This is a genomic window from Marinomonas sp. CT5 (assembly GCF_018336975.1).
Lineage (GTDB): Bacteria > Pseudomonadota > Gammaproteobacteria > Pseudomonadales > Marinomonadaceae > Marinomonas.
The window spans coordinates 4049554-4076499 of record NZ_CP025572.1 but is presented as its reverse complement, the minus strand read 5'-3'; the positions used below and the strand labels follow the sequence as shown (position 1 = coordinate 4076499).

Annotated in this window: 20 protein-coding genes and 1 rRNA gene; 7 read left to right on the top strand and 14 right to left on the bottom strand. The window is 41.5% G+C overall.

Annotated features, from left to right (window positions below):
• Positions 1-114, top strand: a 5S ribosomal RNA gene (rrf, locus tag C0J08_RS19435).
• Positions 115-421: 307 nt separating this feature from the next.
• Here the strand turns inward: rrf and C0J08_RS19430 are convergent.
• The 4 genes from C0J08_RS19430 to C0J08_RS19415 form a co-directional block, all read right to left on the bottom strand.
• A complete protein-coding gene (locus C0J08_RS19430) occupies positions 422-1159 on the bottom strand; it encodes a substrate-binding periplasmic protein (RefSeq protein WP_212653547.1) in 738 nt (245 codons plus the stop codon).
• A gap of 268 nt (positions 1160-1427) precedes the next feature.
• Positions 1428-3650: a polyphosphate kinase 1 gene (ppk1, locus tag C0J08_RS19425; RefSeq protein WP_212653546.1), complete on the bottom strand. Its 2223-nt coding sequence runs from the start codon at positions 3648-3650 to the stop codon at positions 1428-1430.
• Between the two features lie 145 nt (positions 3651-3795).
• The gene (gene hemB, locus C0J08_RS19420) at positions 3796-4791 is read right to left on the bottom strand and encodes a porphobilinogen synthase (protein ID WP_212653545.1); all 996 of its coding nucleotides are present in this window, start codon (positions 4789-4791) and stop codon (positions 3796-3798) included.
• Positions 4792-4923: 132 nt separating this feature from the next.
• Entirely contained in the window at positions 4924-6849 is a 1926-nt protein-coding gene (locus tag C0J08_RS19415; RefSeq protein ID WP_212653544.1) for an ATP-binding cassette domain-containing protein, read from the bottom strand.
• A 231-nt stretch (positions 6850-7080) separates the two neighbouring features.
• On the opposite strand from C0J08_RS19415, the gene hslO reads away from it, so the two are divergent.
• Positions 7081-7956 (top strand): Hsp33 family molecular chaperone HslO, encoded by an 876-nt coding sequence (gene hslO, locus C0J08_RS19410; RefSeq protein WP_212653543.1) that lies wholly within the window; start codon positions 7081-7083, stop codon positions 7954-7956.
• Between the two features lie 3 nt (positions 7957-7959).
• On the opposite strand, the gene C0J08_RS19405 is transcribed toward hslO, so the two are convergent.
• Positions 7960-8361 (bottom strand): CBS domain-containing protein, encoded by a 402-nt coding sequence (locus C0J08_RS19405; protein ID WP_212653542.1) that lies wholly within the window; start codon positions 8359-8361, stop codon positions 7960-7962.
• Between the two features lie 345 nt (positions 8362-8706).
• On the opposite strand from C0J08_RS19405, the gene mqo reads away from it, so the two are divergent.
• Positions 8707-10251 (top strand): malate dehydrogenase (quinone), encoded by a 1545-nt coding sequence (mqo, locus tag C0J08_RS19400; RefSeq protein WP_502711637.1) that lies wholly within the window; start codon positions 8707-8709, stop codon positions 10249-10251.
• 87 nt (positions 10252-10338) lie between these two features.
• The gene (locus C0J08_RS19395) at positions 10339-10608 is read left to right on the top strand and encodes a YfcL family protein (protein ID WP_212653540.1); all 270 of its coding nucleotides are present in this window, start codon (positions 10339-10341) and stop codon (positions 10606-10608) included.
• Between the two features lie 67 nt (positions 10609-10675).
• Here C0J08_RS19395 and C0J08_RS19390 read toward each other — a convergent pair whose 3' ends face one another.
• Entirely contained in the window at positions 10676-11404 is a 729-nt protein-coding gene (locus C0J08_RS19390; RefSeq protein ID WP_212653539.1) for an NAD(P)H-flavin reductase, read from the bottom strand.
• Positions 11405-11547: 143 nt separating this feature from the next.
• Positions 11548-12813 (bottom strand): transcription termination factor Rho, encoded by a 1266-nt coding sequence (gene rho / locus C0J08_RS19385; protein ID WP_212653538.1) that lies wholly within the window; start codon positions 12811-12813, stop codon positions 11548-11550.
• Positions 12814-13348: 535 nt separating this feature from the next.
• Here rho and ppx point away from each other — a divergent pair.
• Positions 13349-14869 (top strand): exopolyphosphatase, encoded by a 1521-nt coding sequence (ppx, locus tag C0J08_RS19380; protein WP_212653537.1) that lies wholly within the window; start codon positions 13349-13351, stop codon positions 14867-14869.
• A gap of 25 nt (positions 14870-14894) precedes the next feature.
• On the opposite strand, the gene C0J08_RS19375 is transcribed toward ppx, so the two are convergent.
• Complete coding sequence (locus C0J08_RS19375; RefSeq protein ID WP_212653536.1) at positions 14895-15200, bottom strand: hypothetical protein; 306 nt, start codon at positions 15198-15200, stop codon at positions 14895-14897.
• Positions 15201-15553: 353 nt separating this feature from the next.
• On the opposite strand from C0J08_RS19375, the gene C0J08_RS19370 reads away from it, so the two are divergent.
• Positions 15554-17581 (top strand): hypothetical protein, encoded by a 2028-nt coding sequence (locus C0J08_RS19370; RefSeq protein WP_212653535.1) that lies wholly within the window; start codon positions 15554-15556, stop codon positions 17579-17581.
• A gap of 258 nt (positions 17582-17839) precedes the next feature.
• Complete coding sequence (gene amt / locus C0J08_RS19365) at positions 17840-20899, top strand: ammonium transporter (RefSeq protein ID WP_212653534.1); 3060 nt, start codon at positions 17840-17842, stop codon at positions 20897-20899.
• Here amt and C0J08_RS19360 read toward each other — a convergent pair.
• Genes C0J08_RS19360 through C0J08_RS19335 form a run of 6 tightly spaced genes read right to left on the bottom strand, consistent with a single transcriptional unit; the run spans position 20871 to position 26681 of the window.
• Positions 20871-21251, bottom strand: a complete 381-nt coding sequence (locus tag C0J08_RS19360) for a Na+/H+ antiporter subunit G (RefSeq protein WP_212653533.1) — start codon at positions 21249-21251, stop codon at positions 20871-20873. The genes amt and C0J08_RS19360 overlap by 29 nt on opposite strands.
• Positions 21252-21260: 9 nt before the next feature.
• Positions 21261-21530, bottom strand: a complete 270-nt coding sequence (locus C0J08_RS19355; protein WP_012071647.1) for a K+/H+ antiporter subunit F — start codon at positions 21528-21530, stop codon at positions 21261-21263.
• A complete protein-coding gene (locus tag C0J08_RS19350) occupies positions 21524-22009 on the bottom strand; it encodes a Na+/H+ antiporter subunit E (RefSeq protein ID WP_212653532.1) in 486 nt (161 codons plus the stop codon). Before C0J08_RS19350 ends, C0J08_RS19355 begins: the two co-directional genes overlap by 7 nt.
• Positions 22006-23517: a monovalent cation/H+ antiporter subunit D gene (locus C0J08_RS19345; protein ID WP_212653531.1), complete on the bottom strand. Its 1512-nt coding sequence runs from the start codon at positions 23515-23517 to the stop codon at positions 22006-22008. The genes C0J08_RS19350 and C0J08_RS19345 overlap by 4 nt, the downstream gene beginning before the upstream one ends.
• Complete coding sequence (locus C0J08_RS19340; RefSeq protein WP_012071644.1) at positions 23518-23883, bottom strand: Na+/H+ antiporter subunit C; 366 nt, start codon at positions 23881-23883, stop codon at positions 23518-23520.
• Positions 23883-26681, bottom strand: coding sequence for a monovalent cation/H+ antiporter subunit A (locus C0J08_RS19335; RefSeq protein ID WP_212653530.1), 2799 nt, complete (start codon positions 26679-26681; stop codon positions 23883-23885). The genes C0J08_RS19340 and C0J08_RS19335 overlap by 1 nt, the downstream gene beginning before the upstream one ends.
• Between the last annotated feature and the right edge of the window lie 265 nt (positions 26682-26946).

Genomic DNA, 26946 nt, shown 5'->3' with positions numbered 1-26946 from the left:
TTGACGATCATAGAGGCGTTGAACCACCTGATCCCATCCCGAACTCAGAAGTGAAAAGCGCCATCGCCAATGGTAGTGTGGGAGATCCCATGTGAGAGTAGGTCGTCGTCAAGCTTTATATTGAAAAGAACCCCGTCCTGCCAAGCAGGGCGGGGTTTTTTCGTATTGGCGGTGTAATAGAATTGCTTCCTCGTGCGTATGGAGTTTTTTGTCTGTAGGAAATGTCATCTTGCATTGTTTCGCTGGCGCCTGTTTCGCAAGCTCAACGCGTCAGCGCGATTCCAATATCAAGATGGCATGAATCAGGATAAAGGGAGGGTTACGCAGGCTTAGTGGAAGGAAATATTCAGTTTTGAGGTAATTCCTCTGAAAGCAGATCCGCATGATGGCGTTAGAGTTGCATTTCAGAGGAGCGGTCAATTTATTGTTGATTAAATTCTGTTAAGATCTCGTTATAGCGACCAGATGCTTGGAGTGAGATTAGTCCTTTGTTAAATGCGTCGCGTATTGCTTCACCGTTTGGAATCGATTTTGAAATCAATAGATATAAGTCATTTTCTTCCAGCGGAGGCATAAGAATTTGCAGTTGAGATCCATCAATTCCTTCTTCTTTAGCAGCCTCTTTTGCAACAGCTAGATTATCTGCATACAGCTGAACTTCACCAGAGTTTAATGCTTTTACAGCATCTGCCACTTCTGGGTATTCTCTTAGATTTGTGAATGCAAAGTTATCAAATGATTTGCCAATTACAGAGCCTTTTAATTTTGCAATATTGTATTGGTCAATAGATTCGAATGAAGAGTAATTATCCAGTTGAAAATCTGGCTTTTTGATTAAACCTATAAGAACCGTATAAATAGGTATTGAGAAATGATAATCTTTTGTTCGTTCTTCAGAATAGTAGGCACCTACTAGAGCATCTTTTTTGCCAATTTTTGTCGTGTCTAGAGCTGTTTGCCATCCAGTAAATTCGATTTCGCTGTCATAGCCAGATTCAACAAGTGCTTCTTGAACAATGGCAGTAATGAAGCCTCCTTTATTTAAACTTTCTCCATAAAATGGTGACCAATTCATTGTGGTTAGTTCAACTGTTTGTGCCTGTACGGCAAGAGGTAGTACTAATGCTAGGGGTAAAAACAACTTTGAGAATTTTTTCATAGGATTGTCCTGTTTCTAGTGAATAAATCTTTCATTATTCTTACTCATTGTATGTCTGTTTTTGTCTACTTTATATACAGTTGTCGTTAGTGGATAGAGTACGGTCGTATTTCTAAGTTTAGTAAGTGATCTAAGGTTAGGTTGAGAGTAAAGTTAAGATTTTCTGTATATTGACTGGTATAAGAGGTGAGGAGAAGTTCTGTTTTTATTCACAAAAAAGCCCAGCTTATCAATCTGGGCTTCGATGCTTAAGTATGCTCTTAAACTATTATCGAGTGTTATCAGCTAATTCGCTAAGTAATGCACGTTGTGCACTGCGATATTCACCTTTTCGTGGTTTGGATAACTGATACGAACCATCGCTTTGAAGAATCCAGCTTTGTGTATTATCCGTTAAATAGTACTCAAGTTCCTTTTTCACTCGGCGGGTTTGTTTATAATCCTGAAGGGGAAAGGCTACTTCAATTCGGTTGTTTAGATTTCTGTCCATGCCATCCGCACTAGAAAGGTAAACTTGGGGATTACGATTGTTATAGAAATAATACACACGAGTGTGTTCTAAGAAGCGTCCAATAACACTTCGTACTCGAATATTAGATGAAATGCCTTTAATACCTGGACGTAGAGTGCAGATACCACGAACAATTAAGTCTATTTTGACACCTGCTTGAGAGGCTTTATAAAGTGACTGAACGAGTCTCTGCTCAGTTAATGAGTTGACTTTAATAATGATGCGAGATGGATCACCTTTCAGTGCGTTTTCAGCTTCTCTGTTAATCATATCTAACAGGCGGTCACGTAAGGTAAATGGAGCATGCAATAATTTTTTCACTTTCAATTCTTTGCTCATGCCTGTGAGTTGCTGAAAGACGCGATGAACATCATCGCCAATTTCTTTATTGCAAGTCATAAAACTATAGTCTGTGTAAAGGCGAGCATTACCTGCATGGTAGTTCCCAGTTCCTAGGTGAACGTAGCGAGTTAGGTCTGCTCCTTCTCTACGGACGATTAGTATCATTTTAGCGTGAGTCTTATGACGTACGACCCCATAAACCACGATGGCTCCAGCGTCCTGTAAGCGGCTTGCTAATGCCAAGTTTTCCGCTTCGTCGAAACGTGCACGTAATTCGATAACGACGGTAACTTCTTTGCCGTTACGTGCCGCTTCAACTAAGGCATTGGCAATAGGTGAACGAGAGCCAGTTCTATAAAGTGTTTGACGAATTGCCACAACGTTTGGGTCTTTCGCCGCTTCGCTCAATAAATCAATAACCGGCGAAAAACTTTCAAAAGGATGCATGAGCAAATAATCACGCTGACGAATAGCTTCGAATAACCCCCCAGAGCTTGCTAGCTTTCTAGGTAATCCCGGAGAAAAAGGAGCGTACATCAGATCCGGACGATCAACCAATTCTAATACAGCCATAAGTCGGCTAAGGTTTACGGGGCCATCTATGCGATACAAGTCTTGTTGTTCAAGGTCAAATTGCTTGAGCAAAGAGTCGACTATGTGAAGGGGGCAGTTTTCTGCGATTTCTAATCGTACAGAGCTGCCGTAATGACGGCTTTGTAACTCCGTACGCAATGCACCTGCCAAATCGACACCAATGTCGTCAGAGTCTACCTCTAAATCGGCATTACGAGTCAGACGAAATTGGAAACACCCCTTAACTGTCATACCTGGAAATAACTGATCGGCGTGGGCGTGAATAATAGAAGAAAGGAAGACAAGGTTATCTCCTCCTTCACATACATCATCTGGCAATTTAACTAATCGAGGTAGCGAGCTAGGTGCGGGAACAATGGCAAGGCCATTCTCACGACCAAAGGCATCACGACCTTCTAATTCCACCACGAAGTTAAATGTTTTGTTTGCCAATCTTGGAAACGGGTGAGCTGGATCAAGCCCAATAGGGCTGATGATAGGCAACACATTGTCGCGGAAATAACGTTTTACCCATGCGGCTTGTTTTTCATTCCAGACAGTCCGGCGAATGAATTTAACATTTTCATTTGCCAACTTAGGTAAAATGATATCGTTGAGAATACGGTACTGACGACGAACGAGTTTGTGAGCATGTTCACTAATTAAAGACAGCACTTTTTTCGGGTGCATGCCATCAGGTCCATTCTTTTCACGGCTGTACTCTAATTGGCTTTTTAGACCAGCTACGCGAATTTCGAAAAACTCGTCCATGTTTGAGCTAAAGATACACAGAAACATCAATCTATTTAAGATTGGGTGATTTTCATCCATCGCTTGTTCAAGCACACGCGCGTTGAACTGTAAGTGGCTTAGTTCGCGGTTGAAGTAGAGCTCAGGATCCGCCAAATCGATTTCTTCAGGAACACGTTCTTCAATGGAAATCTTATTAGGGTCTTGTGGCTGTTCAGGAATAGGTTCTAAAACAAGCTCAGAATCCAACTCTGCTAGAGGTGGACTGGGAATGTGATCTTTTTTATCTATTTCGTTCACCGACTGCTCAGACATGCGTTTTCATTCTCTCTAAATACCGTTTTATTGTGTTGTTGGTATCATTGTTCCTTTGCCTACAGTATGTAGGCATATACTAACAAATTACACCAACGCAGCCTGTTGGTCACCGATTCTGTGTGTTTATTTTTACTAAAAGTGGTTAGTTCTTAGCTTTCAACAGGCGTGCTGCATCTTTTGCAAAGTAAGTCAGGATGCCATCTGCTCCAGCGCGCTTGAATGCTAGGAGCGATTCCATTATTACTGTCTCTTTATCTAGCCAACCATTTTGAAAAGCGGCCATGTGCATGGCGTACTCGCCGCTTACTTGGTAAGCAAATGTCGGTACTTCGAGTTCTGTTTTTACTCGACGTACAATATCAAGATATGGCATACCTGGTTTTACCATAACCATATCCGCACCTTCCTCTATATCAAGCATCACTTCACGTATTGCTTCATTTGAGTTAGCTGGGTCAATTTGATAGGTAAATTTATTCCCTTTACCAAGGTTGCCACTTGAGCCGATAGCATCACGGAACGGGCCATAATAAGCGGATGCGTATTTAGCGGCATAAGCCATGATTAACGTATTGATAAAACCTTCGGCTTCGAGTTCATCACGAATTTCACCAATTCGGCCATCCATCATGTCTGAAGGGGCAACCACATCAGCGCCTGCTTTAGCGTGAGAAAGAGCTTGTTTCACAAGCGTATCGACGGTGATGTCATTAATTACGTAACCTGAATCATCAATAATGCCGTCTTGACCGTGAGTAGTGTAAGGGTCTAGGGCAACATCTGTTAATACTCCAAGTTCTGGAAAAGCCTCTTTCAATGCACGTACAGCACGTTGTATCAAGCCATTCGGATTATAAGCTTCTTCAGCAAGCAAGGACTTCTTATCACTTTCAATAACAGGAAAGAGTGCGATGGTAGGTATGCCCAGCTCGACAAGTTCTTTAGCTTCTTCTAAAAGTAAGTCAATAGAAAGACGTTCAATGTTTGGCATGGAAGGAATCGCTTCGCGCACATTATCGCCTTCAAGAATAAACACGGGGTAGATTAAATCGTCTGCAGTAAGGTGATGCTCTCGCATCAGGCGGCGAGAAAAATCATTTTTACGCATGCGGCGCATACGAGTGTATGGAAACGTCATCCAGTATCTCTCCTTTTCGCTGTTCATGAGTGTATTTTAGTATTGTTACAATATTATGTCAGAGCCCGTGAAAAAGCTTTGTGTTAGGGCAAAATTTACGGATTCCTAGCGTTTATTTGTTTTATATCGCATCTAAACAAGTTGCGCTTCTGCTTCTTCCAGTTCCTCTTGTGCCTCGAACCAAGCATCTTCATTTTCTTCTAGAGACTTTTTCCACTTAGCTTCATCACTAAGTAAGCTTTGCAGTTTGCTTCTTTGGTCGGCTTCATAGAGCGTAGCATCTGCCATAGCTTCAGATATTTCATCTAAATGTGCTTGTGCTGTCTGCACAGCTTTTTCATGTTTCTCAATTTTTTTGCGCAGAGGGCGTAATTTCTCGCGTAATTCAGCCGCTTTACGGCGTTCTTCTTTGCGATCGACTTTGTCTACTTTATCTTCGGCGAACTCACCTTTTTCAAGTTGTGCGGCACTGGCTTGTCGTGCCTGTAGCCATGCATGATAGCTTGGTAGGTCACCATCAAATGCCTGAATTTGATGGTCTGCAACAAGATAGAATTCATCAACGGTACTGTTCAGTAAATGTCTATCGTGGGATACCAACAAAATAGAGCCTGGAAACTCTTGTAAGGCTTCTGTTAATGCTTGACGCATTTCGATGTCCAAGTGGTTAGTTGGCTCATCGAGTACCAATAAGTTTGGTTTAGTCCAAGAAATTAATGATAAGGCCAGACGGGCTTTTTCACCCCCTGAAAAACCTTTTACTGCTCGCAGCGCGTCGTCACCAATAAAGCCAAAACCACCTAAATAGCGACGAATATCACTTTCCAGAGCTTTTGGAGTGAGCCGTTGGATATGCAAAACAGGCGACGCTTCTAAGTCGAGCGCGCTTAATTGGTGCTGTGAGAAATAACCAATTTTCAGGTTCTCACCTAAAATCCGATCACCTGCTAAGACATTAATTTCACCGACAATGGATTTAATTAGAGTAGATTTACCGGCGCCATTGGGCCCAAGTAAGCCAATGCGCTGGCCATCTCGCAGGGCAAAGTTGGTGTTGCCTAATTGAATGGTCTTTTCTCCAGATTCGGAGGTGTAACCTAAATCCGCCTGAGATAGATTGACTAATAGCTGTGATGTTTTCTCGGCAACAGGAATGGAAAACTCAAACTGAGAGTCAATATGTGCAGGGCCAATGAGTTCCATTTTCTCAAGCATTTTTAAACGGCTTTGGGCTTGTTTTGCTTTATCCGCTTTATAACGAAAACGATCAACGTATTGCTGTAGATGAGCACGTTTTTCTTGTTGTTTTTCGTAGTTGGCTTGTTGTTGTGCTAGGTGTTCTGCCCGCTGACGCTCATAATCTGAATAGTTGCCTTTATAAAGAACCAGTTTTTTCTGATAAAGATGAACGATGTGACTGCAAATGCCGTCTAAGAAATCCCTGTCATGAGAAATTAATAACAAGGTGCCTGGGTATTGGCGTAACCAATTTTCCAGCCACATAACGGCATCCAAGTCCAAGTGGTTGGTTGGTTCATCTAGGAGCAGCACATCAGAAGGACACATTAATGCTTTGGCAAGATTAAGGCGAATGCGCCAGCCACCAGAAAAATCAGACACCGGCCTTTGCATGTCGCTCATTTTGAAGCCTAGACCTTGGAGTAGCGTTTCACCTCGTGATTGGGCTGTGTAGCCATGGGCATTTTCATATTCACCTAACCAGCTGGCATGGGCATGATCGTCACCATTTGCTTTGGCATTGGCAATGTTGCGCTCAATTTCTCTTAATTTATCGTCACCATCTAGGCAATAATCCAAAGCGCTGCGTTGTGTTTCTTCAACTTCTTGAGCCATGAACGCTATGCGACGCTGTCCAGGTAAGATGACTTCACCTGTATCGGCATGCAACTCGCCTTTGATCATGGCGAATAGAGAGGATTTGCCTGCTCCATTAGCACCAATCAGACCGACTTTTTGACCTTCGAAAATAGTGAGGTCGGTTTCTTCCAAGAGAAACTGAGTGCCGCGCTGTAAACTAACTTCAGTAAATTGGATCATAAAATCTAAGAATCTCTTATCTCTCTTAATGAGAAGTGATGTTGTGCGTTTCAATAGAAAACATAATGTCGAACATTTTAGAGTGCTGCTAAGCTAAACGAAATAGCAAGCATGCATATTCCAAGTTAATACACGGTTTAAAGTGGATGATTGCCTGACTCAAGGGTAAAATGGCGCCAATATTAATTTGAACTTTTTATTCAGGTCTTTGACCTGAGCAAGGTGTGCTTTGTGAATAATGTAACCAAAAACGAAATTCAGCGTTTTTCTTTTGATAACAGTAACGTTCGTGGTGAGCGAGTATTGTTAAATGATGCTTATCAAGAAATTATTAAGCGTAAACAATATCCTTTATCGGTAGAAAAACTGTTGGGTGAATTTGTCGCTGCGATTGCTCTGTTAAGAGATATCATCAAAATAGATGGTGTGCTATCGATACAGGCAAAAGGTAATGGTTTTTTATCTACCTTAATGACTGAATGTGATGAGCAGCAAAACCTTCGTGGTATTGCGCAATGGGATGAAAGTCAAGTTATCCCTGATACTATATCGTTAAAGGAAGTATTGGATGGTGGTTATTTAGTGATCACAATACAACCTCGTAACGGACAGCGTTACCAAGGTATTGTTGAAATTGTTGGTGACTCATTAGCTGAATGTCTAGAACAATATTTTTCTCAATCTGAACAGTTACCCAGCCGAGTTTGGTTGGCTGCAAATGGCACACAATGTGGTGGTTTGTTTTTGCAGCGTTTGCCTGAAGAGCAGGCGAAAGAAGGTGATGAAGACGCATGGGAGCGTCTGACTCATTTGGCTTCAACGGTGAAAGAAGACGAGTTGCTTGGTCTTGAAACCAGCGAGTTGTTGCATCGTTTATATCATGAAGAAGAAGTTCGTTTGTACGACATTAAGCCCATGCAGTTTGGTTGCTCTTGCTCTCGTCAGCGTACATTGGATGCGATTTTGTCATTAGGAACAGAAGAAGTGCGTGAAATCCTTATTGAACAAGGTAGCGTGAAAGTTGACTGCCAGTTCTGTGCAGAGCAATACGAATTCACTGAAAAAGATCTGTTAGGTTCTCTTGGTGATCAGGGCAACATTCACTAGTTTTTAGAATGTGGCGTGATTCAAAAGATCGCGCCAAGATATGATTCCAATAACCGTATTGTCTTCGTCTACAACGGGAAGACAGGAGATATCGACTCGTTTAAACCAAGTGATAATATCCTCGATACTGGTGTCTGCTCTAACCGTAATGGGTTGACGTGTCATTACCTGATGAGCAGCACGATTTAAGGTATCTAAATCTCTTGTTTGTTCTGAGACACTATCTATAAAAGGGCTGATAAGCCGTAATAGGTCTCTATCGGAAATAATCCCTGCTAATTTTCCTTTTTCTGTGACGGGTAAGTGGTGAAAACCATGGCTTTCCATTAACTTTCTAATGTTTGGGAGGCGCTCGTCCATGTCAACACAAATGACATTTTTTATCATGATATCTTGTGCTTTCATTGCGTACTCCTCGTTTTCTAAATTAGAGGATTTAGTATATTTATACTGAATATTGTTTTTTAAATATAGCAGCAAAATCGAAGCATGTTTTTTATTAATGTTGTTAAAATCGGCCTTATTGTCGCTAAAGTCAATAAAAATGGCATTATCATGAAAATTGAAATGTGAATATATCTACATTCTTATACTAAGGTCTCAAGACATTACTTTCAAAATCCGTATAATTGAGTAACACCTGCTCAGAATCCCTTATTAGACTGACTGTTTGTGAACTTTCGGCATACGAGCAAAGGCGTTCTGAGGAGAGGGTGAAGAAATCAAAGCAGTGCCTTCCTATATTTACTGCTGGCCAAAAGCCTCTTTTCTGTATCTCTCTCAAATCCACAATTGGCTATGACACGGCGAAATCATATGACCTCAAATTCTGTAGACGTTTTACTAGTCGGCGGCGGTGCAATGAGCACTACTCTAGGAGTGTTACTCAAGCAATTAGACCCTGACATGACCATGCTAATGGTTGAGCGATTAGACAATATTGCAAAAGAAAGCACAGATGGCTGGAATAATGCAGGGACAGGGCATGCAGCGTACTGTGAACTTAACTATACCTCTGAAAATGCTGACGGCTCCGTTAATATCGATAAAGCAGTAACAATTAACGCAGCTTTTGAAGTTAGCCTTCAATTTTGGTCTTTCCTTGTAAAGCAAGGTTTAATGCCAGCCCCACAGGAATTTATTCATCGAGTGCCTCATCAGAGTTTCGTTTGGGGTGAGCGTAACGTCAAAATGTTAAAAGCTCGTTATGCTGCCATGAGTGCGCATCCTGCCTTTAAAGAAATGCAATACACAGAGGATCGTGACAAGTTAAAAGAGTGGATGCCTCTTGTCATGCAGAATCGTGATGGTAATGAGCCGCTTGCAGCCACACGTATCGAACATGGTTCAGATGTGAACTTTGGTGCTATTGCTCGCAATATGAGTAAACACCTTGAAGGGTTAGATAATTTTGAACTGAGCTTAAACAGTGAAGTTAGAGACTTGGAAAAACGGTCTGATGGACGTTGGGATGTCACGATCGAGCAAAATGGCGCTCGTAAAGTTATAGACGCCAAATTTGTTTTTCTAGGTGCGGGTGGTGGTGCGTTGCCATTACTACAAAAGGCCGAAGTAAAAGAAGGAAAAGGCTTTGGTGGTTTCCCTGTAAGTGGTCAGTGGCTTGTCTGTGAAAAACCAGAATTAGTGGAACAGCACTTTGCTAAGGTTTATGGCGCGGCACCTATTGGAGCGCCACCAATGTCTGTTCCTCATCTAGATACACGAATTATTGATGGAAAAAAGGCTATTTTATTTGGTCCTTTTGCTGGCTTTACAACGAAGTTCTTAAAAACAGGATCTTTTTTCGATCTACCTAAAAGTATTCGTTTTGATAACATCAAACCCATGTTAAGTGTGGGTAAAAGTAATATGGACTTGACCCGTTATTTGATTAGCGAAGTTATGCAATCCCATAAGGATCGTTGTGACTCATTGCGTCAGTTCTTCCCTGATGCGAAAGATGAAGACTGGGAGCTTGCGTACGCAGGGCAACGTGTTCAGATTATCAAAAAAGATGATAAAACGGGCGGTAAATTGGAGTTCGGGACAGAAGCGATAGCGACAGAGGACGGCTCACTTGCTGCGTTGTTGGGGGCTTCTCCAGGAGCTTCGACAACGGTTAATACCATGATCGGTATTCTAGAGCGTTGTTTCCCGGAACGTATTGAGTCACCTGAGTGGCAAGCGAAATTGAAAGAAATGGTGCCTTCTTATGGTGAATCATTAGTAGAGAATACAGACTTACTTCTTTCTATTCGAGAGAATACGTTAGAGACTTTAAAGCTAAAGCCTTAATATAATTTCTTTTGAGAAAATACATTTTTAAAAGCTGGGCATTCCCAGCTTTTTTGTATAGTAAATTCATACATTGTGAGATTGAATATGACAATAACCTTTGCTGAGCGCGCCGATCAGTTGTGTGACAGATTACGAGATATGGAACATCAAGCAGAAGAAGGTGATCAGCTATTTTACTGTGCATACCTTTTAGGGCTTTTGGGTCTACATAGTAGTGTGGAAGGTGAAGGGCGAGAAGAATTTGACCATGCTTTCGCTGAGATACTTCAAGAAACTCTTCAAACTGAAGGTGTAGAAAGTACTGATCAAGAGAATATTAAAGCACTGTGGGACGAAGTGAGTTCTGCAGCTTAGTTATGGATTAAACAGTTTAAATAAAAGGAAGTGCCAAGTTTATTTGGCACTTTTTTTATCAATAGTATTAGAGTACCGGTTTATCTGGGTGTGGGGCATAAGCAAATACGTCAGAAAAGCAACGCTCTGCACGTAAACCTTTTGGTTCTAATTGATCCAAAGTGCCATAGACCATTCCAACTGAGCCACAGAGAAAAGCGACGCTATTACTGAGGTCTGGGTGATCTGCTAAAACAGCTTCATATAACCAGCCACTTCTACCTTGCCAATTATCACCTTTTTCATTGACGATAACATCTAGCGTGAAGGGAGAGTACTTGTGTGCTTCTTCAAGCCAGTCTTGGGAAAATACATCATTAGCGGTTCTTAAGCCCCAATAAAAAGAAACGTTCCCTGAAAAGTTTTGTTCTACCAAAGCACTAAACAGACTTTTTATTTGAGCAAAACCGGTGCCTCCTGCAAGCAATAAAATATGCTCAGGGTTGGACTCTAAAATGCCATTTGCTAAGTGGCAGTCACCGCCTGGTGCTTTTATTCTAATCGTCTTGTTGGATTGAACATGCTCAATCACTTTATTAGCAAGTGACGTTGCGTCAGGAGCTAGAATATATAGTGTTAAATAAGGTAGTTCATGTGGGGCGCTGCCAATAGAGTAGGGTACCTGCTCTCCTGTTGGTAGCATTATCATGACATATTGGCCTGCGGTGAAGGTCAGGTCTTCTGTTATTAAGGTGATTTGATAAACATTTTGGTTGATCAATTCAACATTGTTTACCGTCGCGGTAATCTCTTTCATTTAGATGACTCCAATATAGGTCACACTTACCTTAAGCAGAAAGTGGGCAGACATTGTTAAGCAATGGCTAGATTATGTAAGTAAAAAAAAACCACTTCGGGAAGTGGTTTTTATGGCAGGTTTTTTGCCGCAGCAATATATGCTTATTTGTTTTTACCCTTCATGGACTCAAAGAACTCATCATTAGTTTGAGTGACTTTAAGACGATCAATTAGAAACTCGGTTGCGGCTACATCTTCCATAGGATTCAATAATTTACGCAGGATCCACATACGCTGAAGTTCGTCTTCAGAGGTTAGTAAGTCTTCACGACGAGTACCAGAACGACGAATATTGATTGCAGGGAAAGTGCGTTTTTCTGCAATTTTACGGTCAAGGTGTAGCTCGGAGTTACCAGTACCTTTAAATTCTTCAAAGATAACTTCATCCATTTTAGAGCCAGTATCAACAAGAGCCGTTGCAATAATTGTTAAGCTGCCACCTTCCTCGATGTTACGAGCTGCACCAAAGAAACGTTTTGGACGTTCTAGAGCGTTGGCATCCACACCACCGGTTAGTACTTTGCCAGAAGAAGGGATAACGGTGTTGTAAGCACGTGCCAAACGAGTAATGGAGTCTAAAAGAATAACCACATCACGTTTGTGTTCCACTAAGCGTTTTGCTTTTTCGATTACCATTTCAGCCACTTGGACGTGACGAGCGGGTGGCTCATCAAATGTAGAGGCGACCACTTCTCCGCGAACGGTACGAGACATTTCGGTTACTTCTTCAGGACGTTCGTCAATCAGTAACACAATTAAATGACATTCAGGGTTATTGCGAGTAATGGCGTTCGCAATGTTTTGCAACATGAAGGTTTTACCCGCTTTTGGCGGAGAAACGACCAATGCACGCTGACCTTTACCCATTGGGGCAACTAGATCAATGATACGAGATGTCACATCTTCAGTAGAGCCATTACCAGCTTCCATCAGTAGACGTTCATCAGGGAATAAAGGTGTTAAGTTTTCAAAAAGAATTTTGTTACGAACACTTTCGGGCTTATCAAAGTTAATTTCATTTACTTTTAATAAGGCAAAGTATCGCTCGCCATCTTTAGGTGGGCGTATCTTGCCGGCAATAGTGTCGCCTGTGCGAAGATTAAAGCGTCGAATTTGGCTTGGAGAAACATAAATATCGTCAGGGCCCGCTAAATAAGAGGAGTCCGGTGAACGAAGGAAGCCAAAGCCATCTTGAAGAATCTCTAAGATACCGTCACCATAAATGTCTTCCCCACCTTTGGCATGACGCTTTAGGATTGAGAAAATAACATCTTGTTTGCGAGAACGAGCCATATTATCTAGGCCCATTTCCGATGCGATTTCTAAAAGTTCGTGTACTGATTTCTGTTTTAAGTCGGTAAGGTTCATAAAATGGGTTTTGTATTTGCTCATTTGAGGAATATTGACGGAATTATGTTAATTAATTGGTAACAATAATTTGTGTCTGGAAGTATTTTACAATGTATCAGCTACTCGGCATCAAAAAACACACAACAAAGGATATTAAGAATTCTGTTGTTCAGGTTTAAATTAGCCCGGGTAGGGCAAAGCCAATACAGCGCGAAACAATTTGATTGGAATCTAAATGTGATTAATTTCTGCCAAATCACTAACAAGACCTTCTATACTATAGTTCGACTTAACGACGAGGTCTATAGTGAAAAATGGGAAAAAACCACTTTTTGGTAATTTTTTGATCAAATTTAGCTTTTTTGCCAATTAAATTTAGGTTTTTTTGGGTAATAACTTATGGTTGGCTCTTGCTATTCATAAAAACCTAAAAAATGTTATAAAAAATTCATCCAATACTCAGGCTTATTTACCTATTTGCTGCCAATGACATTGAAAGGTTACTGATATACTCTTGTTCTTATTAAGACTTATGCAACATAAGGGTTTCTGAATGCAATCACTTTTTTTGCAACAATCTCACGACTTTCCTTTTGAAAAAATAGCTGCCATAGATTTAGGCTCAAACAGCTTTCATATGGTGATCGCGCAAGTAACACATGGTCAATTACGAATTACAGGTGAATTTGGCGATAAAGTTCAGCTTGCGGCTGGTTTAGATGATCAGGGAGTGCTTGACGAGGAATCGCAGCAAAGAGGATTAGACTGTCTGGCGCAATTTGCTCAAGTCATAGAGGACATGCCAGCAGGTTCAGTACGCGTGGTTGGTACAAATGCTTTACGAGTCGCTAAAAATCGCTATGACTTTATTGGAAAGGCCATGGATATCATGAGTCACCCTGTAGAGATCATCGCAGGTCGAGAAGAAGCTCGACTTATTTATGTTGGTGTATCGAAAACCATGGACCACGGTGACTCTAAACGTTTAGTGGTTGATATTGGTGGTGGTAGTACGGAGTTTATTATTGGGCAGCAATTAGAGCCAATTCTTACTGAAAGTTTGCATATGGGGTGTGTCAGCTTCAAACAGCGCTTTTTTGCGGATGGCTCAATTACAAAATCAAATTTTCAAAAAGCGGTTACTGCAGCTCGGTTAGAGCTTCTTAGTATTCAAGATGATTATTTGGATGAAAAATGGGATGTCGCCATTGGCTCTTCTGGTACGATCAAAGCGGTATTTAATATTGCCAAAGAGAATAATTGGAGCAAAAAAGGTATCACTCCTAAAGTTCTCAAACAAATTCAAAAAGCATTGTTTGCGGCTGGACACGCAGACAATATAGAGCTTTCTGGCTTGAAACCCGAACGTAAGGGGACTTTTGCGGCTGGTATGGCTATTTTAACTGCCGTATTTGAGTGTTTTGATGTTAAGCAGATGGACTTTTCTCTTGGAGCACTAAGGGAAGGCGTCTTACATGACATTATGGGGCGCTATGCTGACTCGGATATTCGTGAGCGCACCGTCAATTATATGTTGAATCAGTATCATATCGATACAGAGCAGGCTAAATTGGTCACTCACACTGCATTATCTGCATTGGCACAGGTCAAAGATGACTGGGGTTTAAACAGCATCTCTAGTGAGGATTTATTGCGTTGGGCAGGGTTGCTCCATGAAGTTGGTGCTGGTATTTCTCATAGTCGATATCATAAACATGGTGCTTACATTATTAGAGAGTCTGATATGCCAGGCTTTTCTCAACAAGAGCAACAAGCTCTTGCTAATCTGATTTTGAGACACCGCCGTAAGTTTACTCAATCGTTGGACTATCGTTTTACGAAAAGTGATCAACAGGATCTAGACAGACTGTCTATTTTATTAAGGCTAGCCATTTTACTGCATCATGATCGAAAAGAAGGCGATATGCCAATTTTTACATTGAAAGCAGATAACAAAAGCCTTCATGCAGAGTTCTTGCCTGGATGGTTGGACAGTCGGCCTTTGACACTAGCTAACCTTCAGCGTGAAGCTGAATCTCTAATCGCCAATGGTTATACATTGACGTTTAGTTAATTTGAAAGAGAGTTTTTCGGCCTTATTAGGTTAGTTTATCAATTGACCTATATAAGGCTGCAACTTCTTCTCTCTGGAGTCCAGTAATTCTAGAAAGCCGTCCAATACTTGATGAAACTTGTACGGATTCTTTTCCTGCATTGTCTCTGTCTTCTGACTGAGCCGTTTCCAGTGGTGTTTGCGCTGACTGCGCTAGCTTTTGCTTCGCTTGATTTGAAAGTTGAACAGGTTCTTGTGGCCTATCAGAATTTGGGCGCACATTTGTTCCAACCGAGGCAGAAAGCGTAGGTAGAGACAGAGGATTGCTTAATGGTACTGATGAAATTGACAAAGCAGCCACCCTATAAATTAGTTCAAGGTACTTTATATGATAGTACAAAAAACAGCCAAAAGTGAGGTTTTGTTACAATATTTTCCGTGGCATTTAATAGGGTCTTAACTGGTGTTTGGTTGTATTTGAATTCAAACATAAAAAAATTATTATCATTATTTTTTTATGTTTACATTCAGCATATTAGTGTCATTGCTATATAAGGATGATATTGTTTGCACATTGTCCAAGAAAATGACAGTTCAAATAAATAGTGCATTGAACAGATAACAGATTTGCCTTGTGTCATGTCGTTTCATTGATAACGTGAATAATTATCTGTTGTAAGTAATTTGCTTCAAAAAGGATGCCGCATGAGCCAAGAAAATCTCCCAATAGAACATCTTTATTTCACTGAGACGAGCCTTGAGCAGATTTTAGAAAATTTAGATGTAGTCCGTAATAAAATTCATCCACTTTTGCCAGAAGATGATGGTGTTAATGAGCAGGTGTTTCCATCTGTTTGCCTTATCGGTTTAGGGCGCTGTGGTTCCAATATCGCGCTTGATGTCGCTTCCTTAGTATATGATGCTAGAAGTAGTTATATGCGCGAAATTGAAAGCCAAGAAATATTAGAAAGCGAACGTGAATTTCGACCAATGCGCTGGATTCGCAAGCATCTACCGATTGAAGGGAAAGATGGTTTTAAACCGGTTTTTTTGATTGAGCCTATCGTACTACTTGGTGATTTGGATAAGGATATAGAAGGGAGAATTCGCTTCTCTAATCAAGAAGGCAGAGCGAAATTTCTTGATGAATATACTAAATTGCAAATTATGGATTTGTCGGAGGTCCATGCTGGTGGTGCGGGTAATGCGCCTATTCTAGGTCAGTACCTTGCAAAGATTATCCTTAATAAGGATGCTACCACTTTCCGCAATGAGAACTGGAAACACATGCATTCCTATTTGGTCGATTCTTGCGGAATCAAAGCGAACCAATCACGCCTATATTTTTATATCTTTAGTGCGGGCGGTGGTACTGGTTCTGGTATGGCATCGGAATTTGGCCTTGCGCAACAATTCTCTTACTTGAGTAAAACGTTTGATTACCGTTCTGATCAAAGTCAAATGGCTGATAAACGTCATAGTTTTGTTTTCGAGCCTATTTTTACATCTGGCATTTGTATTCTGCCAAATATATCAGGTAAGAACGTTGAAATCTCCGAGGCCTTGCATATTAATGCGGGACGTTTGCTCACCAAATATATTTCAGAAGAATGGAACTTCTCCTATAACGAAGAGCGAGAAGATGATGAAGTACCTGCTGATGTAATGGAGCGTATTCGTCCTTGGAACTCAATGATGTTGATTTCCAACGATATCATGCGATATGCCGAAGAAGAGGACGGTGGTGATGCTGATAGTATTGATGTGAACACTATGGAGAAATACGCCAATCAGTATATTTCTCAGCAGATTTTCAATATTTTAACCGCTCAAGCTGTTACAACAGATTACGACGAAGATTACTTCCGACGGGCTGGAATTGATATTGCCGAAACCATTCGTTTGGATGCCAATGACTTATTTATGAGTTTAGCTGGACCTGTGGCTGTGGCTTATGCTGAAAGTGTTGTGAGTGAAGGCACTCGCCAAGATACGGTTGATATTGATGATCTATTTTGTCGTTCGATTGAGCTACCGCACTTTAATAATGATACCTCGGCAATTGAAGGTGTCAGTGTGCTCCCAGTTGAGTCTGATAAGTATCGTGAATCGATTAAAAATTTCCGCAAAAGTGGGTATGACGCGAGTACATTAAATAATCTGCATTTCTTTAAAAACTGTTCCTCTATTGTATCGATTATTTCTTTACCGCGTGATTATAAGTTGTCCTTTACGGCTTTGAATCGTTTAAAAATGCATTTGAACCGTTTGTGCCCGAATACGACATTGAAGCGTTACGCTCTGGTGATTGGCGCATCGGCTAACTTGTCATTAACAACACTGATTGCTAAAAGCCCATGTCTAAGTGATGACTTTTTAACGCTAATGGTGGCGTACATGAAACGCTGCTTTGCTCGTGATGATTACCGTTATACCGATGAAATCGAAAACGTCATTTTAAAAATGATTCAAGAAGACGAGTTCGATGAAGACCTAGTAGATAAGTACTTCACGACATATGAAAACCCAGCTAAAATTTTAGACACAAACTGGTACGCAATTAAGCCAATGTATGAGAAAAAGTATCGAGAGTTGATTGATAACAATCAACGTTTTGTCTCTATCAATGATATTCGTTTAGACATTAATAATGTGAGAAATGCGATCAAATACCTTCGTGAGATTTATCGTCATCGTATAAGTAAAACGAATGTATTGTCCCTAAACATTTAGGTATTTCTATATCGTTTAAACCATTTGAACTTCTAAAAGGCCGCTCATGAAAGCAATATTGAGCGGCCTTTTTTGTGTTTCGTCTTTTCAAAAAAATGACATTCTTTAGATAGTTGGCTTAACAATTGAATGGTTAAGGAAAGTGGTTTAGGTGTCACTTTAGTTTGTTGATTATCTCGCACCTAAATGGTGTGTATTCCGTGCCCTAAGTTATAACGATCGTCTCTTTTTGGTGCATTTTCATGATGTAAGGTGTATATGGCAGATTTTTATTGGTTGTTAGTTGCTGCCGCATTGGTGTTTATGATGCAGGCTGGTTTTTTATGTCTAGAAAGTGGACGAATTCGTAGTAAGAACAGCATCAATGTTGCTGCGAAAAACATTTCTGATTTCATTATATCAACGACCTTATTTTGGCTTTTTGGCTTTGGCATCATGTTTGGTGACTCTGCTTTGGGGTTATTTGGTACGAGTGACTTTTTATTTGATGAGCAACATACACCTTGGGAAGTCAGCTTTTTCATCTTTCAGATGATGTTTTGTGGTACAGCAGCAACACTCACCTCAGGTGCTGTTGCGGAACGAATGACATTTATCGGTTACCTAGCAATCACAGTAGTTTTAAGTGCGTTTATTTATCCAGTCGTTGGACATTGGGCTTGGTCAGGTGTTTACCCCTCAACAGGGCCGCAGGGTTGGCTTGAAGCGCTTGGATTTGTCGACTTTGCGGGTTCTACTATTGTTCACTCTGTTGGTGGATGGGTGGCATTGGCTGCGATTATCATTATTGGGCCTCGGCTTGGGCGATTTGAAGAAGGCATTCGTTTGCCTCCGGGTAATAATCTTCCATTATCAGCTTTAGGCACGCTATTAATTTGGTTTGGTTGGATTGGTTTTAATGGTGGTAGTACATTAGCGCTAACTGATGATGTACCAATAATTATCCTTAACACCTTTATTTCAGCGGCCTGGGGAGCTCTTATTGCTGCCGGCATTAATTACTTCCGAGATGGTTATGTTGAAGTGAGCTTTGTGCTGAATGGCACAATTGCAGGACTAGTGGCTATTACTGCTTCATGTCATGTCGTTTCACCTGGAGCTTCGGTGGTTATTGGCGGTGTTTCTGGGGGAATTGTTTATTACGGAAGTCTGCTGATGGAGCGTTGGCGTATAGATGATGCCCTCGATGTTGTGCCTGCGCACTTGTTTGCTGGTATTTGGGGGACCTTGAGTGTTGCTTTTTTTGGTCAGACAGAAAAAATTGCTAATGGTTTGAGTACATTTGATCAGCTTTGGGTGCAAACGTTAGGCGTGCTAGTGATTGGCCTTTATTGCTTTGTAATCAGTTATATTGCTATGTGGCTGTTGAATCTTTGGATGCCATTGCGAGCCAGAAAAGAACACGAAGAACAGGGACTGAATGTTGCCGAGCATAGGGCGACAACGGAATTGTTTGATTTGCTGACTTCGATGCAATACCAACAAAATAATGCTGATTTCTCGACACGGGTACCAGAAGAGCCTTTTACCGAAGTGGGGCAGATTGCGAAAAAATACAATCAAGTAATTGACCGAGTCAGTAGTGAAATAACACAACGAGATGATGCTTTGATGCGTTTTCAAGAGAGTGAAATGCGTAAATCCGCCATTTTAAACTCTTCTATGGATTGTATTGTTACGATCAACCGTTTCGGCTCAGTTATGGAATTCAACCCTGCCGCAGAGCGAACATTTGGTTGTTTAAAAAGACAGGTGGAAGGAAAAAGTTTTATTGGCTTGTTTATACGTGAAGAAGATAGACGAAAAACGTTTGAAAGCCTGAGCTCTGGTTTTTCGTCATCAGGTGGTTTGATCTTGAATCGGCGCAATCCATTTCGCTTACAGCGTAGTCCAAATAATGATTTTCCTGCCGAAATTGCCATTACCAAGGCCAATGATGGATCGTCAAAAGAGAGTGAATACACACTTCATATTAGAGATATGACGCGACACATGAAGCTGCAAGAACGTCTGAAATTTTTAGCCTACAGTGACCCGTTAACCAGTCTATATAATCGAACGTATTTTATGGACTCGTTAATAAGCGCATTGCTTTTTGCTACTAAGCAAAAGACCTCTGTCGGGCTATTATTTATGGATTTGGATAATTTCAAAATTATCAACGACACTTTAGGGCATAAAGCGGGTGATGAGCTACTTTGCGAAGTAGCGAGACGTTTGATCGCTGTTTCAGATGAATGTGATGTCATTGCCCGATGGGGTGGTGATGAGTTTGTGTTGATGATGACAGAGGAGGTCAGTGAAAGTCGCCTTTCTAAACGAGCGCAAAAAATTCTACAAGCAATGCGAGAACCTATTCATTTAAATCAACAATATTTTACGATACCAACCAGTATTGGGATTGCTTACAGCAAAGAGCAAGGGTTAGAGGCCGATAAACTAATTCAACAAGCCGACATTGCTATGTATTGGGCTAAGGAAAAAGGCCGAGATAACGCACAATTTTTCACACCTGAAATGTCGAATATCGTGACAAAAAAATTCGGTTTAGAGAAAGAAATTAATGAGGCGCTTGCATTAGAGCAATTTTCTTTGGTATTTCAGCCTAAAGTCTTGATAGAAAAAAATAATATTCTTGGTTTAGAGGCGTTGATTCGCTGGAACCACCCAACAAAAGGGTATATTTCTCCTGCCGACTTTATTCCCATTGCGGAAGAGTCCAATTTAATTATTAAAATTGATGAATGGGTTATTAATCAGGTTCTCAAACAACAAAAAGCATGGCGAGACCAAGGCTTACGGTTGCTTCCTATCGCAGTGAATCTTTCTGGTCGTCACATCGTGTCAGATTCAGTTGTGTCTTATATCTCAAGTAAATTAGCATTTTATGAGATTGAAGGTTCTTTGTTAGAAATTGAAATCACGGAAGGCGTACTTTTACAGGATATTCAGCGCTGTATTGAAGTAATGGCTGAATTGAAAGCACTAAACATTAAAATATCCATCGATGACTTTGGTACTGGCTATTCATCATTAAGCTATTTGAAGCGATTGCCTCTGGATATTTTAAAAATTGATCAGTCATTTGTAGAAGAATGCGATAGTCATACCGAGGACACAAAAATTTGTGAAACCATTATTCATTTAGCTCACAGTTTGGAATTGGTGGTAGTCGCGGAGGGTGTTGAAACCGCTCCGCAAGCTGATATGTTGAAGTCATTGGGCTGCGAGATTTTTCAAGGGTATTATTTCTATAAACCTATGAATCACAAAGAGGTCGCTAAGTTATTTATTGAGCCTCATCTTGTGGAGGCTTAGGCGTTTCTCTATCACGAATGACCTCCATTAACGCTTGGTTCTGCGTTTTTTCTAAAGGCTTAGTACGATAATGCAAGGCGGTTTTGGCAATCATATTGGCGGCTACTGGTGCTGTAATCAAAAGAAACAGAGTAATGAGCAGCTCTTGAATAGAAAGGAACCCCTTCAAGTGACTTTGGAAAATCATTGATGCTAATAATACACCAGTAATTCCCAGTGTAGAGGCTTTGGTTGGACTGTGTAAACGCATATAAATATCAGGTAAACGAGCAAGACCATAAGAGCCAATTAATAAAAATACTCCGCCAATAAGCAAAGATACACAGATAATAATTTCGAGATAAAAAGGCATAACAAGTCCTTATTCTATGATATCGCCGCGAAGTAAGTATTTACATAAGGCCGCAGTACTAACAAACCCAAGCATGGCAATTAATAACGCCGCTTCAAAATACAATGCACTTTCGACGTATATGCCGTATAGCAAAATCAATGCAATGGCATTTATATACATGGTATCCAACGCCAGAATTCTGTCTGATATGGTTGGACCTTTTAAAAGGCGCCATAAATTCAAAATTAACGCGATGCAAATACACACCGCCACGATGGTGATGGTTATCTTTAGCATCCAAAAATCTCCTTGATAGGCTTCTCATAGCGTTGCTTAACGCTGTGGATCAATTCGGCTTCGTTATCTAAGTGAAGTGAGTGAACATATAGCCAAGCTTTGTCTTTCGATACTTCAGCACTCACTGTGCCCGGTGTAAGAGATACTGTGCTGGCTAAGATTGTGATGCCGAGATCGGAATCAATATTGATTGGGATCGCGACAAAACCGGGGGTTAGCTTTTTGATTGGACCAATAATCAGCATGGCTACTTCCACATTAGCGACCAAAATATCTTTTAGCACCATGAGTACGTAACGGATTGCCAGCCAAGGCTTAAGGATTTTTGGGTGCTCATCACGCATACCATTTACTAGTAAAGGGATGGTAATGGCGAAAAAAGCGGCCAAGACCATATGACCAGGGCTAATCGAGTTGTTTAATAGCAACCAAACAACGAAGAGCAGCAGACTGTGAAAAGGCATAGGGAATAACTTCATTGGGCTACTCCTGGTAATAAAGCATAAGCTGACGCTTGAATATCGTGCAGATGTTGTGCTGCTTGCTGAGTAAATTCACTGATATCTCCCCCAAATAACACTAAAACCGGAGAAGCCAGTAGCAACAAACTAATACTGATGATTTCTGCAGTTTTAGCTGGTTCAGCGTCTGTAGCAATGTTGCCATTATGGCGCCAAAATAAAGTGGTTCCGGCTCTTGAGAACGTAATTAAAGCCGCCAAGCTGCTAATAAGTATTAATGGCCAGACCCACATTGTTTGAGCGTTGGACTGTGTGGCTTGCAGAATCATGATTTTGCCAACAAATCCAGATAAAGGTGGCATGCCGATTAACGCCAAAGCAGACATTGAAAAGGCAAATCCAAGTAATTTTGGTTGTACAAAAGGGCGTGAGCGAACAAAGCGGTCTTCAGCTTTGCCACGTTGGCGACACATGATATCCGCCAGCAAAAATAGTCCTGCTGAAGCTAAAGTACTGTGTACCATGTAATAAAGGGCGGCAGAAGTCGCTGTTTCAGAGTTAATTGCAGCACAAGCCAGTAAACTACCACTGGAAATAATAACTAAATTTGCGCTTAGCGTTTTAATACCAGGGCTTGCCAATACTCCAATGCCACCAATCGTGATGGTTAACAGTGCTAATGGCCATAACCAAGGTGTGGCAATATTCGCAAGTTCACCAGCATTGTCTCCAAAGATGACGGTATAAACGCGGAAAATACTGTAAACACCTACTTTGGTCATAATGGCAAAGAGTGCCGCAACAGGGGCGCTGGCGCTAGCATAGGTTTTGGGTAACCAAAAGTGCATCGGCAGCATCGCGGCTTTTAAACCAAAGACAACTAATAACAGCAAAGCGCCTGTTTTCGCTAGAGTGGCCGTTTCTCCTTGCAGCTGCCCAACCTTGATGGCCATGTCAGCCATATTAAGCGTGCCTAACGTACCATATAAAATACCAAGACCGAACAAGAATAGACTTGAACCAACAAGGTTGAGGATCACGTAATGCACTGTAGCTTGAGTTTTCTGCTTGCCACCAGCGTGGATTAATAGCGCATAGGAAGCGATTAACAAGACTTCGAAGAAGACGAATAAGTTAAATATATCGCCGGTTAGGAAGGCTCCATTTATCCCCATGATTTGGAACATAAATAATGGATGAAAATACGCCCCGCCTTTATCTTGTCCTGCGACAGCATAGAGCATCACGCAAAAGGCTAAAAAGGCCGTTAACAGCACCAAAAGGCTAGAAACTTTATCGGCAACTAATGCAATACCAAAAGGAGCCTGCCAACCACCTAATGCATAAAGTTGAACACCTTGTGAATTGATTTGGTAGAGTAAAAAGGCCGAGGAGATAAGTAAAAACAACGTGCCAATAATTGACGCAACACGTTGTGAATTCACATCGCGAGAGATTGGCGGCAACAACATGATGGCGCCAAATAATAAAGGAATCAGAATCGGAAAAATGCTCAGATGCTGCATTTATTGGCTCCCTCCTGATTTCTTCGAGGCGTCGCCTGGTTGTGCTGGCAACGTACCATCAACATGGTCGTTACCCAGATCGGCACGAGCACGCATTGCTAGAATCACAGCGAATGCAGTCATGGCAAAACCAATAACAATGGCGGTTAATACCAAAGCCTGAGGAAGCGGATCACTGTATTGTTCTGATTCACCTAATACCGCCGCCGCATTAAGCTTAAGTCTGCCACTGGCAAATAAGAACAAGTTCACTGCGTAAGACAAGAGAGTCAAACCGATAACCACGGAAAAAGTACGGCCTCGTAAGGCAAGAAAGATTCCGCATGCGGTTAATAAGCCGACACAAAACGCGTATAAACCTTCCATTAATCATGCTCCTTTTGAATAGGGCGCTCACTGGTCGTTAATTTACCTAGATTGGCAAGAATCAACATGGTTGCACCTACCACTGTGAGGAAAACACCAAGATCAAAAATCATGGCGCTGGCTAATTCGAATTTACCGATAACGGGTAAGTAGAAATAATCGAACCAAGAAGATAAGAAGGTATGACCAAATACCCAGCTGCCTAAGCCGCTTAGCGTCGCAATACCAATACCTGAACCAATCATTATTTGATAGTCCAGTTTGATACGAGTCTTGATCCAGTCAACACCGTGAGCCACGTATTGTTGGATAATGGCAACAGAGGTAATTAAGCCAGCAATAAAACCACCGCCAGGCATATTGTGTCCACGTAAGAAAATATAAGCAGATACTAAAAGCGCCAATGGTAATAAGCTTTGTGAGATCACTGCCAAAAGGATTGGGTATCTGTCTTCAGACCACGGCAAGCCATTTCCATCACTAGATGGCATATAAAGGCGCATTCTGGCGATGAGTTTATAAATCCCCAACGCGGCAATACCCAATACTGTGATTTCTCCGAGGGTATCGAAGCCACGGAAGTCCACCAAGATTACGTTAACAATATTGGTACCGCCGCCGCCTGTTTTACTATTTTCAGTAAAGAAGGTTGAAATCGTATCCAGTGGGCGAGTCATCAAGGCATAAGAAATTGTCCCGACAACACCTCCAATTAAAGACGCCAGACTCAAGTCACGAACTATACGACGAGGTGATGATTCTTTGGGGGTATTTTGTGGCAAAAAGAACAAGGCCAAAATCAGCAATATTACGGTGACAACCTCAACAGAAAGCTGAGTTAGTGCTAAGTCTGGAGCCGAAAATTGAGCGAATGCTAAGGATACGATCAAACCGACGACAGACAAGGTTAACAAGGCAATAACTCGTCTTCTGTGCCACAGTACAGTGGCTAAAGCGGAGACCGTTAATAAAACCGCGCAAGTAATAGATAGGGCATCAAGAGGGATCTCTGGTCGTTGCCCGGCCGTTGTATTTAGCTTCATCAAGGTAGAAGCCGTCATCACAACCGCGAAAGTTAAGACGAAGAAAATATAGCGTTGTAATGACCCATTTTCCGTAAACGCAATAATGCGACTGGCCTTGTTTGTTAGGTTTTGGATAATGCCTTCAAATACCAGCTTAGGGTCACTATGAGGAAACTGTGCTTGGAATTTAAACATGTGAGAGCGATTGTGATACATGTATAAACCGCCGACTAACGCGATAACACTCATTAACAATGGGAAGTTAAAGCCATGCCAAATTGCCAGACTGTAGGTTGGAGCTGGACCGTTTAGGGTCGCATTGGCCGCAGCAAGCAAAAGGTCACCAACCACTAAACTAGGGAAAATACCAACAACCAAACACAGCGCAACCAGAATCTCGACTGGTACACGCATATAGCGTGGTGGTTCATGAGGCGTTTTAGGCAAATTAATTGGCTCGCCATTAAAAAAGACGTCGTGAATAAAACGCATTGAATAAGCGACAGCGAACACACCGCCTAAGGTCGCTAATACGGGGATGAACCAAGACAAGGAGCCAAGAGATGCCTGATGCAAGGTCTCGGTAAAGAACATCTCTTTTGATAAGAACCCGTTCATTAATGGCACGCCCGCCATAGACGCTGACGCCACCATGGCCAGAGTGGCAGTGTAAGGCATGTACTTCCAGAGCCCGTTTAAGTTACGCATATCACGTGAGCCAGACTCATGATCAATGATGCCGGCCGCCATAAATAAAGACGCTTTAAAGATAGCGTGGTTAATAACATGGAAAATGGCCGCCACCGCGGCAAGGTCTGTCCCCATACCGAGTAGCAGTGTAATTAAGCCCAAATGACTGATGGTTGAGTAAGCCAGTAAGCCTTTCAAATCATGCTGGAAAATAGCGATGTAAGCGCCAACAAGGAAGGTTGCCAAACCAGTCAGACTGACAATCAAGAACCAAAGGTCCGTATCCGCGAGCGCTGGGTAAAAACGTGCCATTAAGAATATGCCGGCTTTTACCATAGTAGCAGAGTGAAGATACGCACTTACTGGTGTTGGCGCTGCCATGGCATTTGGTAGCCAGAAATGGAAGGGAAATTGAGCGGATTTTGTAAAAGCACCGAGCAAAATCAACACCACAATAATGGGGTAATTCGCACTGGCTTTTATAAAATCACCACTGTCTAAAATATCTTGCAGGCTATAGCTATCAACAGTGCTGCCTAGAATGAGTAAGCCGGCTAACAAGGCCAAACCACCAGCGCCAGTAACCGCTAGCGCCATTCTTGCGCCTTTTCTAGCTTCGGTTTTGTCTCCCCAGAAGCTGATCAGTAAGAATGAACTAATACTGGTTAACTCCCAGAAAAACCACAACTGAATCAAGTTATCGGAAAGCACCACCCCCAGCATGGCGAACATGAATAAAATTAGATACGAATAAAACTTACCGATGGAATCCTTGGCTGACAAATAATAGCGAGCATACAAAATGACGAGTAGGCCGATTCCTAAAATCAGAATAGAGAAAAGCAATGCCAGACCATCTAACCGAAACGCAAGCTCCAGACCAATAGCCGGAATCCAAGGAATCATCGCGAGAAAACGCTCGCCTTGAAAAATGTCTCCAGCATGGGAAAGTATTAAAAACAGAGTGACTGCAGGTAATGCTGCGGTCATAAACGCACAAGCGGTGCGACTAAAACGTGCGGTAATTAATGGTATTAACGTACCTAACAAGGGAAGGAAAGGTAGCCAGATAAGGGAACTCAAAGGCAACACTCCTTTATAGTGATCGATGATAATGTATAAATGTTCAGTGCGAGCATGGTTTTATCCCAACAATCGGTCTCTATTAAGTGATTATTTAGTCTAAGGTATTGGGTTACAAGCATAGCCTTTTACCAATTTAATCAATAGCCTAAAACCCTTTACAGGGAAAAAATATCATTTATTCATGTTTTTTATACCCAAGTTTAAGAGCGTTAAGTGTAGAAAAAGTTCCTTTCAAAAGTGTTTCGGTCCGTTGTGATTTTGA

What these genes read in the sequence shown, in the direction of transcription:
- C0J08_RS19430 (WP_212653547.1), bottom strand. Translation starts at nt 1,159, where the DNA reads ATGAAAAAATTCTCAAAGTTGTTTTTACCCCTAGCATTAGTACTACCT.
- ppk1 (WP_212653546.1), bottom strand. Translation starts at nt 3,650, where the DNA reads ATGTCTGAGCAGTCGGTGAACGAAATAGATAAAAAAGATCACATTCCC.
- hemB (WP_212653545.1), bottom strand. Translation starts at nt 4,791, where the DNA reads ATGACGTTTCCATACACTCGTATGCGCCGCATGCGTAAAAATGATTTT.
- C0J08_RS19415 (WP_212653544.1), bottom strand. Translation starts at nt 6,849, where the DNA reads ATGATCCAATTTACTGAAGTTAGTTTACAGCGCGGCACTCAGTTTCTC.
- C0J08_RS19405 (WP_212653542.1), bottom strand. Translation starts at nt 8,361, where the DNA reads ATGAAAGCACAAGATATCATGATAAAAAATGTCATTTGTGTTGACATG.
- C0J08_RS19395 (WP_212653540.1), top strand. Translation starts at nt 10,339, where the DNA reads ATGACAATAACCTTTGCTGAGCGCGCCGATCAGTTGTGTGACAGATTA.
- C0J08_RS19390 (WP_212653539.1), bottom strand. Translation starts at nt 11,404, where the DNA reads ATGAAAGAGATTACCGCGACGGTAAACAATGTTGAATTGATCAACCAA.
- rho (WP_212653538.1), bottom strand. Translation starts at nt 12,813, where the DNA reads ATGAACCTTACCGACTTAAAACAGAAATCAGTACACGAACTTTTAGAA.
- ppx (WP_212653537.1), top strand. Translation starts at nt 13,349, where the DNA reads ATGCAATCACTTTTTTTGCAACAATCTCACGACTTTCCTTTTGAAAAA.
- C0J08_RS19370 (WP_212653535.1), top strand. Translation starts at nt 15,554, where the DNA reads ATGAGCCAAGAAAATCTCCCAATAGAACATCTTTATTTCACTGAGACG.
- amt (WP_212653534.1), top strand. Translation starts at nt 17,840, where the DNA reads ATGGCAGATTTTTATTGGTTGTTAGTTGCTGCCGCATTGGTGTTTATG.
- C0J08_RS19360 (WP_212653533.1), bottom strand. Translation starts at nt 21,251, where the DNA reads ATGCCTTTTTATCTCGAAATTATTATCTGTGTATCTTTGCTTATTGGC.
- C0J08_RS19355 (WP_012071647.1), bottom strand. Translation starts at nt 21,530, where the DNA reads ATGCTAAAGATAACCATCACCATCGTGGCGGTGTGTATTTGCATCGCG.
- C0J08_RS19350 (WP_212653532.1), bottom strand. Translation starts at nt 22,009, where the DNA reads ATGAAGTTATTCCCTATGCCTTTTCACAGTCTGCTGCTCTTCGTTGTT.
- C0J08_RS19345 (WP_212653531.1), bottom strand. Translation starts at nt 23,517, where the DNA reads ATGCAGCATCTGAGCATTTTTCCGATTCTGATTCCTTTATTATTTGGC.
- C0J08_RS19340 (WP_012071644.1), bottom strand. Translation starts at nt 23,883, where the DNA reads ATGGAAGGTTTATACGCGTTTTGTGTCGGCTTATTAACCGCATGCGGA.